This window comes from Pedobacter sp. W3I1, from assembly GCF_030816015.1.
Classification (GTDB): Bacteria; Bacteroidota; Bacteroidia; order Sphingobacteriales; family Sphingobacteriaceae; genus Pedobacter.
Map to the genome: position 1 here is coordinate 40587 of NZ_JAUSXN010000001.1, position 14766 is coordinate 55352.

At 39.3% G+C, this 14766-nt stretch carries 12 protein-coding genes; 3 read left to right on the forward strand and 9 right to left on the reverse strand.

Annotated features, from left to right (window positions below):
* Positions 1-1473 (reverse strand): DUF5687 family protein, encoded by a 1473-nt coding sequence (locus QF042_RS00215; RefSeq protein ID WP_307524150.1) that lies wholly within the window; start codon positions 1471-1473, stop codon positions 1-3.
* Between the two features lie 69 nt (positions 1474-1542).
* Complete coding sequence (locus QF042_RS00220; RefSeq protein WP_307524152.1) at positions 1543-2823, reverse strand: replication-associated recombination protein A; 1281 nt, start codon at positions 2821-2823, stop codon at positions 1543-1545.
* Positions 2824-2944: 121 nt separating this feature from the next.
* Here QF042_RS00220 and QF042_RS00225 point away from each other — a divergent pair, with 121 nt between their 5' ends.
* Positions 2945-3325: a VOC family protein gene (locus tag QF042_RS00225; protein ID WP_307524154.1), complete on the forward strand. Its 381-nt coding sequence runs from the start codon at positions 2945-2947 to the stop codon at positions 3323-3325.
* A 390-nt stretch (positions 3326-3715) separates the two neighbouring features.
* Here the strand turns inward: QF042_RS00225 and QF042_RS00230 are convergent, their stop codons facing one another.
* Positions 3716-5023: an MFS transporter gene (locus QF042_RS00230; protein ID WP_307524156.1), complete on the reverse strand. Its 1308-nt coding sequence runs from the start codon at positions 5021-5023 to the stop codon at positions 3716-3718.
* A 157-nt stretch (positions 5024-5180) separates the two neighbouring features.
* On the opposite strand from QF042_RS00230, the gene QF042_RS00235 reads away from it, so the two are divergent.
* Positions 5181-5912, forward strand: a complete 732-nt coding sequence (locus QF042_RS00235) for a class I SAM-dependent methyltransferase (protein WP_307524158.1) — start codon at positions 5181-5183, stop codon at positions 5910-5912.
* Positions 5913-6044: 132 nt separating this feature from the next.
* On the opposite strand, the gene hisS is transcribed toward QF042_RS00235, so the two are convergent.
* From hisS to QF042_RS00260, 5 genes are all read right to left on the reverse strand, one after another.
* Positions 6045-7577, reverse strand: coding sequence for a histidine--tRNA ligase (hisS, locus tag QF042_RS00240; RefSeq protein WP_307524160.1), 1533 nt, complete (start codon positions 7575-7577; stop codon positions 6045-6047).
* A gap of 233 nt (positions 7578-7810) precedes the next feature.
* Complete coding sequence (locus QF042_RS00245; protein WP_307524162.1) at positions 7811-8434, reverse strand: LytTR family DNA-binding domain-containing protein; 624 nt, start codon at positions 8432-8434, stop codon at positions 7811-7813.
* Positions 8424-8618: a hypothetical protein gene (locus QF042_RS00250; RefSeq protein ID WP_307524164.1), complete on the reverse strand. Its 195-nt coding sequence runs from the start codon at positions 8616-8618 to the stop codon at positions 8424-8426. Before QF042_RS00250 ends, QF042_RS00245 begins: the two co-directional genes overlap by 11 nt.
* A 224-nt stretch (positions 8619-8842) precedes the next feature.
* Positions 8843-9193 carry a translation initiation factor gene (locus QF042_RS00255; protein ID WP_090504011.1) on the reverse strand — a complete coding sequence of 117 codons (351 nt, stop codon included), beginning with the start codon at positions 9191-9193 and terminating at the stop codon, positions 8843-8845.
* 173 nt (positions 9194-9366) lie between these two features.
* Entirely contained in the window at positions 9367-10248 is an 882-nt protein-coding gene (locus QF042_RS00260; protein ID WP_307524166.1) for a diacylglycerol kinase family protein, read from the reverse strand.
* 225 nt (positions 10249-10473) lie between these two features.
* Between QF042_RS00260 and metK the strand changes: the two genes are divergently transcribed.
* A complete protein-coding gene (metK, locus tag QF042_RS00265; RefSeq protein ID WP_307524169.1) occupies positions 10474-11724 on the forward strand; it encodes a methionine adenosyltransferase in 1251 nt (416 codons plus the stop codon).
* A gap of 929 nt (positions 11725-12653) precedes the next feature.
* Here the strand turns inward: metK and QF042_RS00270 are convergent.
* Complete coding sequence (locus QF042_RS00270) at positions 12654-14765, reverse strand: peptidase domain-containing ABC transporter (RefSeq protein WP_307524171.1); 2112 nt, start codon at positions 14763-14765, stop codon at positions 12654-12656.
* Position 14766: the final 1 nt, after the last annotated feature.

The window sequence follows — 14766 nt, forward strand, 5'->3', positions numbered from 1 at the left end:
TTATTCTCTAAAGCCTTCGGCTATTTTATATCGTTGTTTTTCAAGTCGTTTTGCAATGTAGTTTACCCAAAAGCCCCGCAGTAATAGCATAGCCAAACCGAATATCCCAACTACGGCCAGGCCCCAAAAAGGTTTATTTAATATGCCAAACGGCACATACATTAAAATGGGTGTAAGCGCGTAAGGGAACATTAAAAGCCATTGGGTAGCCCCGGTTCCCTGATAGTTAAAGCTTGCAGCTTTGGTAATATCCAGGCGTTTATAGTTTAAAGTGGCAAGGTAAAGTACTACCACTGTTCCAAAACCAATGTTATAAAAATAAGCTGCCAAGTGGAGGAGCAACAATTTTGGGCTCTTAAACCCATAAAAACTGGCCAAAACGGTAATAATGGTACAGCCAATGGTAAAAAGTAAAAACTTAGCCTTGATGTAATCTTTAAAGTTGATTTTATTAGCCAATATGCCATCGAAATGGGCACTTTGCCAGGCAAACATGAACTGACCGTAAATAATGATGGAAATACCCGTCATAAAAATGGCACCAAACATCATCTGGCCAAATGCATCTTTATTGATGGCTTCTTGTTTGTAAAAAAGAAATCCATAAAACAGAAAAAAGAACCCCATAATAACCGCGGAGCGGGGACGCTTGTGACGGAGAATTAATTTTAACTCTAAAGCGGCCAGCTCGCCAACCTTGCCAAAGCGGTTAAGGAAAGCATAATCGGTACTGCCCTTTTTCTCTTGCTTACTACTTAACTCTTCCACGTAAAGGTTTTTACGCAGGAAAGTGGAGTTGAAATAAAATATAGCTATCGCAGCCAGGGTAAATACAAAGGCATAATAAGGGTGCGCAGCAATGGCACGGAACACAAAATCGGAACCGGCCATAATTGAAATTACCTTATAATATTCTAATGCGGCAAATGCTGCAATTATAACTAGTCCGAAAAAGGTATATAGCGTATTCGTAATTGATTTCCGCTTGATGTACAGCACGAGATAGTTGTTAAAAACCATAATTGAAAATATCGAAACGATATACATGATGGTAGTAACAGCACCTAGCGCAGGCGCAATTTTAATAAAGCAGAAAGGCAGAAAAATAAAAAACGGCCAAAGGTTAAATGCCGAAAAAAGCGCTTTAACATTTAAAAACCTGATGATTTTGCTTCTCGAAATCCTTAAATGCAGGTAGGGAATAATACTTAAGGTTGGTAGCTCCTGAAACTGCAGGCGCATGATAAAATCGAATGCGAAATAATAGAGGATGATACCGTTGAAACTTTTAATTACATCTTGATTTGGGAAAAAGTAGGTCAATAAATGCGACATACCTAAGCCAGCCCCAAGTGCCAATGTGAAAAAATATAGCATAAAAAAGCCCAAAACAATCTGGCCAGCGATACTGCTGCCACGGTTACGCGAACGCCAAAAAGATTTTCTTTGATGACTTAAAAAAGTACTCAGCATATATAGTTTAGGTATTAGTTAATCATTAATGGTTTATCTATTAGTATGCATTTAAGAGAAAATGTTACACTAATATTTGTATTTGTCTTTCCAGTTCTGCCTAAGCTTTTCGCGCAATTTCTCTTCGGCAGGGTTTTTACCTGGGTCGTAAAGTTTAGTGCCGCTTAATTCTTCCGGAAAATATTCCTGCGGCGAAAAATTGCCTTCATATCCGTGCGAGTATTGGTAATCTTTTCCATAACCGATATTTTTCATCAGTTTGGTAGGTGCATTGCGAATGTGCAGCGGTACAGGCAAGTTACCTGTTTGTTTAACCAAAGCCTGTGCCTTGTTAATGGCTTCGTAAGAGGCATTACTTTTAGGCGAGCTGGCCAGATAAGTTACACATTGCGACAAAATAATCCTCGCTTCCGGATAACCGATTACATTTACAGCAGTGAAACAGTTATTGGCCAAAAGCAGGGCATTTGGATTGGCATTACCTATATCTTCTGAAGACAAAATCAGTAACCTACGGGCAATGAACAATGGATCTTCGCCCCCCTCTATCATCCGCGCCAGCCAATACACGGCTGCATTAGGGTCGCTGCCACGGATTGACTTAATAAAGGCCGAAATGATGTCGTAATGTTGTTCTCCTGCTTTATCATAAAGGGCAAGGTTTTGCTGTGCATGCGCCAATACATTTTCATTAGTGAGTACGATTTTATTCCCGCCGATACCATTAATGGCAATTTCGAGCACGTTTAACAATTTCCTTGCATCGCCACCAGATAAACGGATCAGTGCTTCATGCTCTTTTATAGAAATGTTCTTTTTTGAAAGAATTGTATCCTTTTTTATGGCCGTTTGGAGTAAGCCAGCCAGTTCCGTTTCGGTTAAAGATTTTAAAATGTAAACCTGACAGCGGGAAAGTAAAGCGGAAATCACCTCGAAAGATGGATTTTCGGTGGTTGCACCAATTAAGGTAACCAGACCCCGCTCAACAGCTCCTAATAAACTATCCTGCTGCGATTTGCTAAAACGGTGAATCTCATCAATAAATAAAATAGGAAGCCCCAAAAAACTATCTTTTAACTGGGCTGCCCGATCGATCACATCCCGAATATCTTTCACTCCGCTATTAATGGCGCTCAGATTAAAAAAAGGACGATCTAGTGCCTGCGAAATAATATAAGCCAACGTTGTTTTACCAACCCCTGGAGGTCCCCAAAAAATCATGGAGGGAAGCTGGCTGCTCTCGATCGCCTTGCGCAACACTGCACCTTCTCCAACTAAATGCTGTTGACCAACATATTCATCGAGATTTTGAGGGCGCATACGTTCGGCTAAAGGAGGCAGGTTTTGCATAATGGTAAATATATAAAAATTGAGTATTTTGTTTGTCGATAATTTACTAACCAAATATCGAAAGCATAAATTCCAGGTTGTTAAAACAAAAGGACGAATGCTTTAGTTCTATTTTATTATTATGGACATTAAAAGCTTAGATCATCTCGTATTAACAGTTGCCAATTTAGAAAGCACCTGCAGGTTTTACAGTCTTGCCCTGGGAATGGAAGTAATTGAATTTGGCGAAAACAGAAAGGCTTTGAAATTTGGAAATCAGAAAATTAACCTGCACCAATATGGATGTGAGTTTGAACCAAAAGCATTTAAACCCCTGCCCGGAACGGCTGACCTATGTTTTATCACCGATTTTCCACTTCGTGAGGTGATGGAAGAACTAAAAGAAAAATGCATCGAAATCGAGGAAGGGCCTGTGGAACGGACAGGCGCCAATGGTAAGATTATTTCGATCTATCTCCGCGATCCGGATATGAATTTAATTGAAGTGAGTAATTATTTGTAAACACCTAGCAAGGTTTTGCCACAGAGGCACTGATTAACACGGAGATTTTTCAGCGTCATTCCCACGCAGGTGGGAATCTTAATGCGCATTGCAATATGGCACTGAGTAATTTAATGTCAAATTTTATAATCGTCATTCTTTACCTGCATTAAAATCCCCAATCGAGTTACCAATGACAGATTCTAAAATTGGCGTCACTCGACCGAAGCAAATGCAGATCTCGATAATCCTCGTTACAAAAACGAGGACTACTTAAGTTGTTTAAAGAAAGGTCTTCGACAGGCTCAGACTGACACCTCATAATCAACTTACAAAAAAGAGATCTTTGATTGCATTAAGATTCCCAATCAAGTTGGGAATGACGCTCGTATAGTTTCAAGCTTCATGAAATCAATCCTCAATCTTCGAGTGGTGTTTCGTATCTTTCATGGTGGTATATAAAATCAAAGAGATTAAAATACATCCGGTTACATACCAATAGAAATAATTTTCGTGCCCGATATTTTTAAACCATAGCGCAAAATATTCTGCGGTTCCACCAAAAATGGCAACAGTTAAAGCATAAGGTAAACCTACGCCCAAAGCCCTGATTTCGGCGGGGAATAGCTCTGCCTTAACTACCGCATTAATGCTCGTATATCCGCTCACAATGATCAAGGCACCGATCATGAGCAAGAATATGATCGTGGTATTGGTTTCGCCAGCCAGGCCGGTTAAAATTGGATAGGTACATAAAGTGCCCAGCACACCAAAACCGATTAATAAAGGTTTACGACCAATTTTATCAGATAACAAACCAAACAGCGGCTGCATTATGGCAAAAACCAACAGCGAAACGAATGATAATGTTGTAGAGGTTTCTTTACTGAGGTGTACTGTATTCACCAGAAATTTCTGCATATAAGTGCTAAACGTATAAAAGGCAATTGTTCCACCCAATGTTAATCCAACAACAGTAAAAACTTCTTTTGGATATTTTAATAATACCGAAATACCTCCTTTTTTCTCTGCCGAGTTTTTGCTTTTAAAAGCATTGGTTTCATCGATATGCCTGCGTAGATACAAAGCGATGAAAGAAAGTATGGCGCCGATAAAAAATGGAATCCGCCAGCCCCATTCATGCAGTTCGGCAGGTGTAAGCAACCAGTTCTGTAAGATTAATTGAATGCCCAAAGCTAGCAACTGTCCGCCGATTAAGGTTACATATTGAAAACTTGAATAAAATCCCCTATGTTTTTTGGTAGCCATTTCGCTGAGATAAGTAGCAGAAGTGCCATATTCGCCGCCGGTACTCAAGCCTTGAATCAATCTTGCAAAAATGAGCAATAAAGGAGCTGCAATTCCAATGTGTTTATAACCTGGGGTTAAACCAATAATTAATGACCCTATAGCCATGATGAGCACAGAAAGTGTCATCGAACGTTTTCGCCCTAGTTTATCGGCAATGCTACCAAATAGCCAACCACCAATAGGCCGCATTAAAAACCCTACAGCAAAAATACCTGCGGTATCTAATAACTGTGCAGTGGGATTACCGTTCGGAAAAAAAGCAGGAGAAAAATAAAGTGCAAAAGCAGAGTAGGTGTACCAATCGTACCACTCCACAAGATTACCAACTGAACCGCCGAATATAGATTTCAGCCTATATTCTACATCCTTAATTTCTTTCTGACGTAAAGTATCAACGCTTTTATCCATGTTGCTAAATTATTGATTTGAATGAATTATTAAATGAAACTTAATCCTAACACCCGTTGTTAATCAAAAATATAATAATTTTATAAAGAAAGAGCGGAGTTATTTTCACTTATTCCAATCCACTCCTTCCTTCATTCAACATTCAATCATTAATAAAATGAAAGATAACTTTTCTACCCAATCAGCAGATTACGCCATATACCGTCCAACCTATCCGCAAGAGCTGTACGATTATCTGTTTAGCCTGGTAAAAAACAAAGAAACTGCCTGGGATTGTGCCACTGGGAATGGACAGGTTGCGCGGGTATTGGCGCAGCATTTCGATGCGGTTTATGCCACCGATATCAGCGAGAATCAATTAAAGAATGCCTTGCAATTGCCGAACATTACCTACAAAGTTGAACCTGCAGAACAGAGCTCGGTTGGTAATGATAGTTTCGATTTAATTACCGTAGCACAGGCCATTCATTGGTTTAACTTCGAAGCCTTTTATGCTGAAGTAAAAAGAACACTAAAACCTGACGGACTTTTCGCGGTGATTGGTTATGGCTTAATGTTTATCGATAAAAAGGTGGATAAGGCTGTACATAAACTTTACGAAGATATTCTGGGCAAATATTGGGATAGTGAGCGACGTTACATTGAAGAAGGTTATAAAACCATCCCCTTCCCTTTTGAGGAAATTACGGCACCTCATTTTCAGATTAAAACCACCTGGAATTTTAACCAAATGATAGGCTATTTAAATACCTGGTCTTCTTTGCAGCATTACAAAAAAGCCAATGAGCGCAATCCGCTGGAGTATATGTTTACCGAACTAAAAGAAGCCTGGGGCGATGATGCAGAGAAAAATGTTCATTTCCCGATTTTATTGCGAATTGGGCAATAATTCAGTGCTCGTCATTGCGAGGAGGAACGACGAAGCAATCTTTCATATTAATGATCCTACTATAAAGATTGCTTCGTCGGCTGAAAAAGCCTTCTCGCAATGACGGATTTTCTTTGCGGTGAAAAACAGATGTTATTTCAACAACTCCAGAATACCTAAAACAGTCAACTTTTTCTGCTCACCGCTTTCCATATCTTTTAGGGTAAGTTCGCCACTTGCAATTTCATCACCACCAATTAAAATTACATAAGGGATTTTCTTGGCATCAGCATAGGCCATTTGTTTCTTCAGCTTGGCTGAACTTGGGTACAGTTCGGCTGAAATACCTGCATTTCTAAACTGCTGAACAATCGGTAACGCATATTTTTCAGCTTCTGCATCGAAATTGCTGATTAACACTTTTGTTCCTACTTCTGCCGAGGCAGGAAAAAGATTAAGCTCTTCCAATACATCGTAAATACGATCAGCACCAAAAGAAACGCCAACACCAGTTAAATCTTTCAAGCCAAACATACCTGTCAAATCATCGTAACGACCACCGCCGCCGATACTACCCATGGCCACTTCGTTGGTTTTCACTTCGAAAATGCAGCCGGTATAATAATTTAATCCGCGGGCTAAAGTAATATCTAACTCTAATTTGGCCGTTAATGGCAAAGCGTAAGCAATCAGGCTCTCTACATACTCAAAAACCTGTTCTATTTCGGCAATGCCTTTTAGGCCTGTTTCCGACTGCGCTAAAACTTCTTTCAAGCTCGCCAGTTTTTCCTCGTTGGTACCTTCCAACAAAATTACCGGGCGAAGTTTTTCTAAATCAGCTTCTGTAAAGCCTCGTTCTAACAATTCTTTGCTTACACCATCTAATCCGATTTTATCTAATTTATCGATAGCTACTGTCATATCGATAATTAAATCAGGCTTACCAATGATCTCGGCAATGCCTGATAGAATTTTTCTGTTATTAATTTTTATGCTGAAATCTTTCAGACCCAGTTTGCTTAAAGCTTCATTGTAGATTAAAATAAATTCGGCTTCATTCAATAAACTTCCCGAACCTACTACATCCACATCGCATTGGTAAAACTCACGGTATCTGCCTTTTTGTGGTCGGTCTGCACGCCAAACGGGTTGAACCTGAAAACGTTTAAAAGGTAAAGTAATTTCATGCTGGTGCATCACCACGTAACGGGCGAAGGGAACAGTTAAATCATAACGAAGGGCTTTTTCTGAAATATCTGTAAGAACAGTTTTACTTACATTTTTATAAAGGGATATTGCTTGTTGTAGTTTAGTAAACTCGTCATTATTTCCAAATACTACAGAGGCATTTCCACCTATTACTATTTTGTCAGGATTAGAATCATCATTTTCAGCAAGGTAACCTTGTGCATCTTCAAATTCTTTTTTGAGATGACTGACTTTATCTAAAACTTTTTGGCTCAAATATTCCCCACTATTTAAAATTTTAAAAATCAGTTTATCGCCTTCATCGCCATACTTTCCAGTTAAAGTAGATAGGTTTTCAAAACTTGGGGTCTGAATTTCGGCATAACCATATTTTCTAAAAACCGTTTTAATGGTATCGTAAATAAAGTTGCGTTTTACCATTTCAACAGGAGAAAAATCGCGGGTACCTTTTGCTAATGAGGGTTTAATAACTGACATAGCCGCAAAAGTACAAAAATGTAATGTTTAAACCTCGCAGGTTTTTATGATCGTATAAAATCGTTAAGTTATTAAATCCTCAGGGTTTAATTGCAAACTTCCAACTATTAACTGTCAACTGATTTGGGCGTTCCCCAAGCTACGCAAGGGTCGGGCTTTTCAGGGCTACGCTGCGCTCCGGTACCGATGAAGGATCGGCACTGAACCCTTACAATCCCTAACGCGAACTTTACTCATGAGCGATTACTTCCCAAAATTTCTTTCACCAATTCCCGATTTGGTTTACTCACAGGAATTTTATCGCCACTATCCATTAACAATGTTCCACCATCTTCTTTCAGCCAACTCTTCACAAATTTTGGGTTGACCAGATGACTTTGGTGTGCCCGCACAAAACCATGTGGTTTTAGTAGATCGGAATATTCCTTTAACGATTTTGAAATTAACAATTGTCCGCCATCACTAAAGAAGAAATTAGTATAGTTGTTATCTGCCTCACATCTTATTATTTCTTCGGTATTAACATATCTGATTTCATTCTGTTGAGGCAAAGCAATTCTGGTATTTACTTTTACCGTTTCTTTTAAATTGGTTTTTTCCTCAATTGTAGGGTTTTGATAAGCAAGCGGAGATGCAAAGTTTATGGCCACCGTATTCGGAGCCAGGTTTGATGGCGTATTCCGGTTCTTTTTAATTAAAAAGTAGATGAACATACAAATACCAAAAACGAAAGCCAAAAACAGCAATCCAACGATCAAAATAATGATCAGTTCGGCCGTGCCCAACATAGCTGCATGTGCAATCTGAATGCCATAGGCCAGTATAAAAATTAACCCGAAAATTATCTTATTTTTCATTTTCTACCTGCTTAGATCTTTTGAATAAATATAGACATAAGAAAACAAAACCGACTATTACAGCTATTGAGACAAAGCCTACCATAATGAGGAGAATTATTTCTGGTCCACCAATAGTTGCAGCATGCGCCACCTGTAGGCTAAAAGAAAGGATAAAGAGGAATAAAAATAACAACTGTTTCATGTTGATTGATTTAAATGGTTTAGCGAAAGTACTTCCACGACATACATTTAAAAATCGACACTGAGGATTGGCTGGCTTATGATGAGGATTGGCAGGTAATCTTTTAGTATTTTAGAGGTCGTCGTAGTCAAAGACCATTATTTCCAGACAATCAATAAGGCCCTTCGACTACGCTCAGGATGACACCTCTTTTGATTCAGCTATAAATTTAATCATAGTGAATACTACCCTCCAGCTTTTTTCACTTTGTATCCATCCTTTTGGAGAATGCCCATCACTTTATCACGCACATCGCCCTGGATCATGATTTCACCGTCTTTAACCGAGCCACCCACACCACATTTGGTTTTCAGCATTTTGCCCAGAACCTCTAAATCTTCTGAGCGGCCCCTGAAACCTGTAATTAAGGTTACCGCTTTACCGCCACGGTTCTTTTTATCGAGCATTACCCTTAAATCCTGTTGGTTATTTGGTGAAGTAACGGTATCATCAACTTCTTCTTCATATTCGAACTCTGGATTGGTAGAATACATAATTCCACCAAGATCGCTTAAACTGTTTTTCTTTGGTTTCATGTTTTAAAAAGGTTCATTGGCCATTGGTTTATTAGTCCATGGTTGATAGTTAATAGCCTACTCTATGTTATATTGTCATTGGTAGGCTAGATATGAGCGAGCCGAAGCTATCTATTTAACTGGTTTAACCGATTAATCGCCGCCAAACTCCAAACGCTCAACTCCAAACTCAATTAGGGTACAATCACTTTGAGCGAGAGCGGGTTTACTACCGCGTGTATCTCTGTCCCCATTTGTAATGGCTCTCCATCCACATGCACTGCGCCAGCTTTTTCTCTGGTTATTTTAATGTTTTTGCCTTTAATAATTTCAATCATATCTGATGTTTCCGCCTTCCCCCTTAACATTACATAACCTAATAATGGCAGTTTTATTGTCGGAAAAGGTTTAATAATACAAACATCCAGCAAACCATCTTTTATAGAGGCGTTAGGTGCAATATAAACGTCGTTTCCATACTGAGAAGAATTGGCAATGCTGATGGCAAAAGCTTTCCGGGTATATTCAATACCATCAATATTGATCAGGTAAGTTTGTGCTTTATAGTTAAAAACCTCCTTAAAACCCAGCTTTATATAACCTGATAGTCCGCGTTTTTTATCTTTCGAGAAAACAGAACTCAAATGGGCATCGAAACCCATTCCAGCCAGGTTGAAAAAACATTTTTGGTTAAACTCGGCACTATCAATCCGATCGACTTTAAAATTATTGATCAGGGAAAGTGCATACCTTAAGTTTTTGGAAATATTTAAAAACCTGGCCAGACCATTCCCAGATCCAAGGGGCAAAATCCCTAAAACCTTATCGTGTTTTAGCACTTTGCTTGCTACCTCGTTAATGGTTCCATCGCCACCCGCAGCCACAATTACATCGAAGTTTTTAGTTGCTGCCTCATCTGCCAATTCCGCGGCATGGCCAACATATTCGCTAAAAACAAAGTTTGGGCTAAACTTTTCTTTATCCAGATATTGATCAATAAAATCGGGGATGCGTAACTTCCCTCTCCCACCAGAGATAGGGTTTATAATAAAGAGGATATTGATCTTTGTGTGCAAAGTGTAAGAATGAGTGCACAAAATAATCTATAATTTTTGAAATAAAGAAAATATGCTAATTTTGCACCAGTAAAAAAGTGGATTGATTTGCTATCCCGATACCTCGGGACCGGATTGCAACCACTTAAAAAAATTGCTAATGCCTTCTTTCAATCATTTAAACACCTGTTTCCAAGGGGTTTGGCAATTCTTAATTTGTTTATTTACCATTAATTTATTTAATAAATGTCATATTTATTTACATCAGAATCTGTTTCTGAAGGCCACCCAGATAAAATCGCCGATCAAATTTCGGATGCATTAATTGATAACTTTTTAGCTTTCGATCCAGAATCAAAGGTTGCTTGCGAAACTTTGGTAACTACTGGTCAGGTTATTTTGGCTGGTGAGGTAAAATCTAAAACATATTTAGATGTACAACAAATTGCCCGTGATGTAATTAAGAAAATAGGGTACACCAAAAGCGAGTACATGTTTGAGGCCAACTCTTGCGGAATTTTATCAGCAATACACGAGCAATCTCAAGATATTAACCAGGGTGTAGATAGAAGCAACAAAGAAGAACAAGGTGCTGGCGATCAGGGTATGATGTTTGGTTATGCTACCAACGAAACGGAAGACTATATGCCATTGGCATTAAATCTTTCTCATAAATTATTACAGGAATTGGCTGTTTTGCGCCGCGAAAATAACGAAATTACTTATTTACGCCCTGATGCAAAAAGCCAGGTTACGTTAGAGTACGACGATAATAACAAACCAGTGCGTATTGATGCGATTGTAATTTCAACGCAGCACGATGATTTTGATGAAGAGGCAACCATGTTGGCTAAAATCAAAACTGATTTAGTGAATATCCTGATTCCAAGAATTATCAAAGCCAATCCGGCTTACGCACATTTATTTAACGATAAAATTGAATACCACATTAACCCAACCGGTAAATTTGTAATTGGTGGTCCTCATGGCGATACCGGTTTAACCGGAAGAAAAATTATTGTTGATACTTACGGTGGTAAAGGTGCTCACGGTGGTGGTGCTTTCTCTGGTAAAGATCCAAGTAAGGTGGATAGAAGTGCCGCTTATGCTACACGCCATATTGCTAAAAACTTAGTGGCTGCTGGTGTGGCCGACGAAATTTTAGTTCAGGTATCATATGCTATCGGGGTTGCAAAACCAATGGGTATTTACATCAATACTTACGGCACTGGTAAAGTGGGTAAAACAGATGGCGAGATTGCTAAAATTGTAGAATCGATTTTCGATATGCGCCCTTATTTTATTGAGCAACGCTTGAAATTAAGAAACCCAATTTATAGCGAAACGGCTGCCTACGGACACATGGGCCGTAAGCCAGAAACGGTTACCAAAACTTTCAGAACACCAAATGGTGAAGAAAAAACAGTTACTGTTGATTTGTTTACCTGGGAGAAATTAGATTACGTAGATCAGGTTAAAGCTGCTTTCGGCATTTAATTCTTCTAATAAATTTTATAGAAAAGGCGTTTTGCATCATTGCAGAACGCCTTTTTTGTTGTGGCCTGCGCGTAACTTACGAAGTTTGCCGGTGCATGTGGCCTGCCCAAGCTTCGTAAGTTGGCCTCGTGTAGTCGGATGGTAACATTCAACACCACCAGATTCCATATTGGGTGGCTCAGCAAACAGCAGAAAAATCATTGATAACTTTTTTGAAAAGCAGGTTCCTGTGTGCATCGGTTTCGAAAGCCCTGCCATCCGCTTTATCCCGATTTTACATCGGGATGCTCGCTTTTGTCAGGTTTATTGAACTTGAGCCGGTGGTTCTTGGCAAAGAATCCCCACTCAAAAATAAATACTTGGAACTGTGCTATCTTCAGTTAATGGAGGAAGCGGATTCTCCCTTGTCTAAAATCAGAATTTGTTGTCCTGCAGTCAGATGTTACCATCTGACTGGATATTTGTGTCGGATGGTAACATCAATTCCATGTTTGGTGGCTCACCAAACAGCAGGAAATGTCGGATATGAAATAATGAGCTTGTGTTTTTTGAAAAGCAAGGTTCTGTGTACATCGGTACCGAAAGTCCCGCCATCCGCTTTATCCCGATTTTACATCGGGATGCTCGCTCCTTTCAGGTTTATTTAACTTAGGCTGGTGGTCTTAGGAAGATTAATCCCTCACAAAGAAATATTCTGGAACTGTGCTATTTTCCGGTAATAGTAGCAAAAGCCTAACCCACCCAAACCTGATTGAAATGGAAAGCCCGTAATCCCGATCTTCATCGGGAGCGGACTTGTAATAAAAAGCAGGACGAACATTAAAAAAAGCTACAACAACTGCTTTACAAAAAATAATATAAAACATGCTTTTCCCCTCCCTAGACTTACGAAATTTTCCCTACACCCGTACCCGCCTAAACTTCGTAAGCTAGGCCAAGTGGTATTTCAGTTCCTGATGGCTGCCCTGCTCAACCACTACACCCTTATCCAATACAATAATTTTATCGGCATTATTCAATGTGCTCGATCGGTGCGTAATTACAATTACAGTTTTCTGTTCAGCTTTTAAAAGTTCGATCATTCGTTGTACATGTTGCTCAGAAACCGAATCGAGCGATGAGGTGGCCTCATCTAAAATTAGAATTTCAGGATCGCGATATAAAGCCCTTGCAATGGCAATCCGCTGCCTTTGCCCGCCTGATAAAGCTGTTCCGTTTTCACCCAAATAAGTTTGAAAGCCTTTGGGTAAAGCCTCTATAAAACCAATTAAACCCAATTTAGTGGCAATATCAATAATTTTTTGCATGTCGGGTTCTTCTTCGCCAATGGCAATATTATCGATTACGTTACCAGCAAATAAATCGATCTGCTGGGGCACTACTGATATCATTCTGCGAAGCGAAGAATTGGTTATGTATTTCAGATCATATTTGCCAATGCGCACATTGCCCGCCTGTATAGGATAAATATTCTGCAGGATAGACATTAAAGTAGATTTTCCCGAGCCACTCTCGCCCACAATGGCCGTAAATTTCCCTTGTGGAATGGTTAAATTCAGGTTTTCGAAAACAGGCAACCTTGCCCCATAGCGAAAGGAAACATTTTCGAAGTGGATATCGCCAATTTTATCGGTACTCAGTTCAATCTGGTTCTCATCACTTTCGCGCTCCAGATCCATAATTTCGAACAACCTATCGGCTGCAATAACAGCATCCTGTACAGTTTTATTCATTCCGATTAAAGAGGAAACTGGTCCTGTAAAATAACCGATCAAGGTATAAAACGACAGTAATTCTCCAGGTGTAATCGAATTGCTTAACACGTAACCTGCGCCCACCCAAAGCAATACAATGGTAATCATGCGTGAAATAAATTCGGTAGAAGTACCCGATACAACAGCATTAATATTCGATTTAAAGCCTGCCTGGAGCAACTTGATAAAACGGGTTTCGGTTTTGTCGTTAGCATGATCTTCCAGGCCAAAACGTTTAATCGTACCTACTGCATTTAAGCTTTCTACCAATTGCGATTCGAGCTCGGCAGCATCTTCCATCAACCTACGCTGGGTACGTTTGTTAAACCGATCGGTAATCACATAAATTACAAAATACAATGGAATAACGGTAAGTGTAATGAGTGCGAGTTTCCAGTAGTAGGTAAACATCATGATGAATGAGAAGAAAACAATAAAAATGTTCACTACAAAATTTACGCATACATCATTTAAAAAAGTTCTGATTTTTACGGCATCGTTAATCCTCGAAATAATTTCGCCCACCCGCATGGTATCAAAAAACTGCTGTGGCAAACGGAGCAAGTGTTTGTAATAACCTAAAATAAGTTGCGAATCGATTAACTGGCCCGTTTTTAAGGTAAAAATTGTTTTCGCCGAGCCAATAAACAGCTGCACCATAAGAATAACCATCATGGCTATACTCATAAGGTTTAGCAAATTATGGTTACCATCTACCAGTACAAAATCGACTAATTTCTGAACAAAAATAGAGGTGGATAAACCCAGTACAGTATAAACAATAGCACCAAATAAAACCTGCGTCAGAATGCCTTTGTGCGGTTTAATCAAACTCCAAAATCTACCCTGGATTGATTTTTTTTCATTGCCGATCTGAAAATCTTCTGATGGCAACAATAAGACTAACGCACCAGTCCACTCCTTTTTGAATTCATCATGCGTTTTACGGTGCACTTTCCCATCTATAGGGTCCATCACCTCTATAAACTTACTATTTACTTTATAAATCACTACATAATGCTGAAGGATATCATTCACAATGATATGCGCTATAGCGGGCGTAGGTATTTTAAATAAACTATCAAAAGGTGCTTTTACGCCTTTCGCCTCAAATCCTAGTTTTTGGGCAGCTTCTACAAGTCCTAAAACGGTTGTACCTTTTTTATCGGTTCCGGCAAGCTGCCTGATGCGGGCAACGGCCAAATCCAATTTATAATGAGCAGCAATTGAAGCGAGACAAGCCGCACCACAATCTGTTATATCTCGTTGCTTAACCTTTGTACCCATT

Excerpts from the sequence above, each read along its gene's own strand:
- QF042_RS00215 (WP_307524150.1), bottom strand. The coding sequence starts at position 1,473 with ATGCTGAGTACTTTTTTAAGTCATCAAAGAAAATCTTTTTGGCGTTCG.
- QF042_RS00220 (WP_307524152.1), bottom strand. The coding sequence starts at position 2,823 with ATGCAAAACCTGCCTCCTTTAGCCGAACGTATGCGCCCTCAAAATCTC.
- QF042_RS00225 (WP_307524154.1), top strand. The coding sequence starts at position 2,945 with ATGGACATTAAAAGCTTAGATCATCTCGTATTAACAGTTGCCAATTTA.
- QF042_RS00230 (WP_307524156.1), bottom strand. The coding sequence starts at position 5,023 with ATGGATAAAAGCGTTGATACTTTACGTCAGAAAGAAATTAAGGATGTA.
- QF042_RS00235 (WP_307524158.1), top strand. The coding sequence starts at position 5,181 with ATGAAAGATAACTTTTCTACCCAATCAGCAGATTACGCCATATACCGT.
- hisS (WP_307524160.1), bottom strand. The coding sequence starts at position 7,577 with ATGTCAGTTATTAAACCCTCATTAGCAAAAGGTACCCGCGATTTTTCT.
- QF042_RS00245 (WP_307524162.1), bottom strand. The coding sequence starts at position 8,434 with ATGAAAAATAAGATAATTTTCGGGTTAATTTTTATACTGGCCTATGGC.
- QF042_RS00250 (WP_307524164.1), bottom strand. The coding sequence starts at position 8,618 with ATGAAACAGTTGTTATTTTTATTCCTCTTTATCCTTTCTTTTAGCCTA.
- QF042_RS00255 (WP_090504011.1), bottom strand. The coding sequence starts at position 9,193 with ATGAAACCAAAGAAAAACAGTTTAAGCGATCTTGGTGGAATTATGTAT.
- metK (WP_307524169.1), top strand. The coding sequence starts at position 10,474 with ATGTCATATTTATTTACATCAGAATCTGTTTCTGAAGGCCACCCAGAT.
- QF042_RS00270 (WP_307524171.1), bottom strand. The coding sequence starts at position 14,765 with ATGGGTACAAAGGTTAAGCAACGAGATATAACAGATTGTGGTGCGGCT.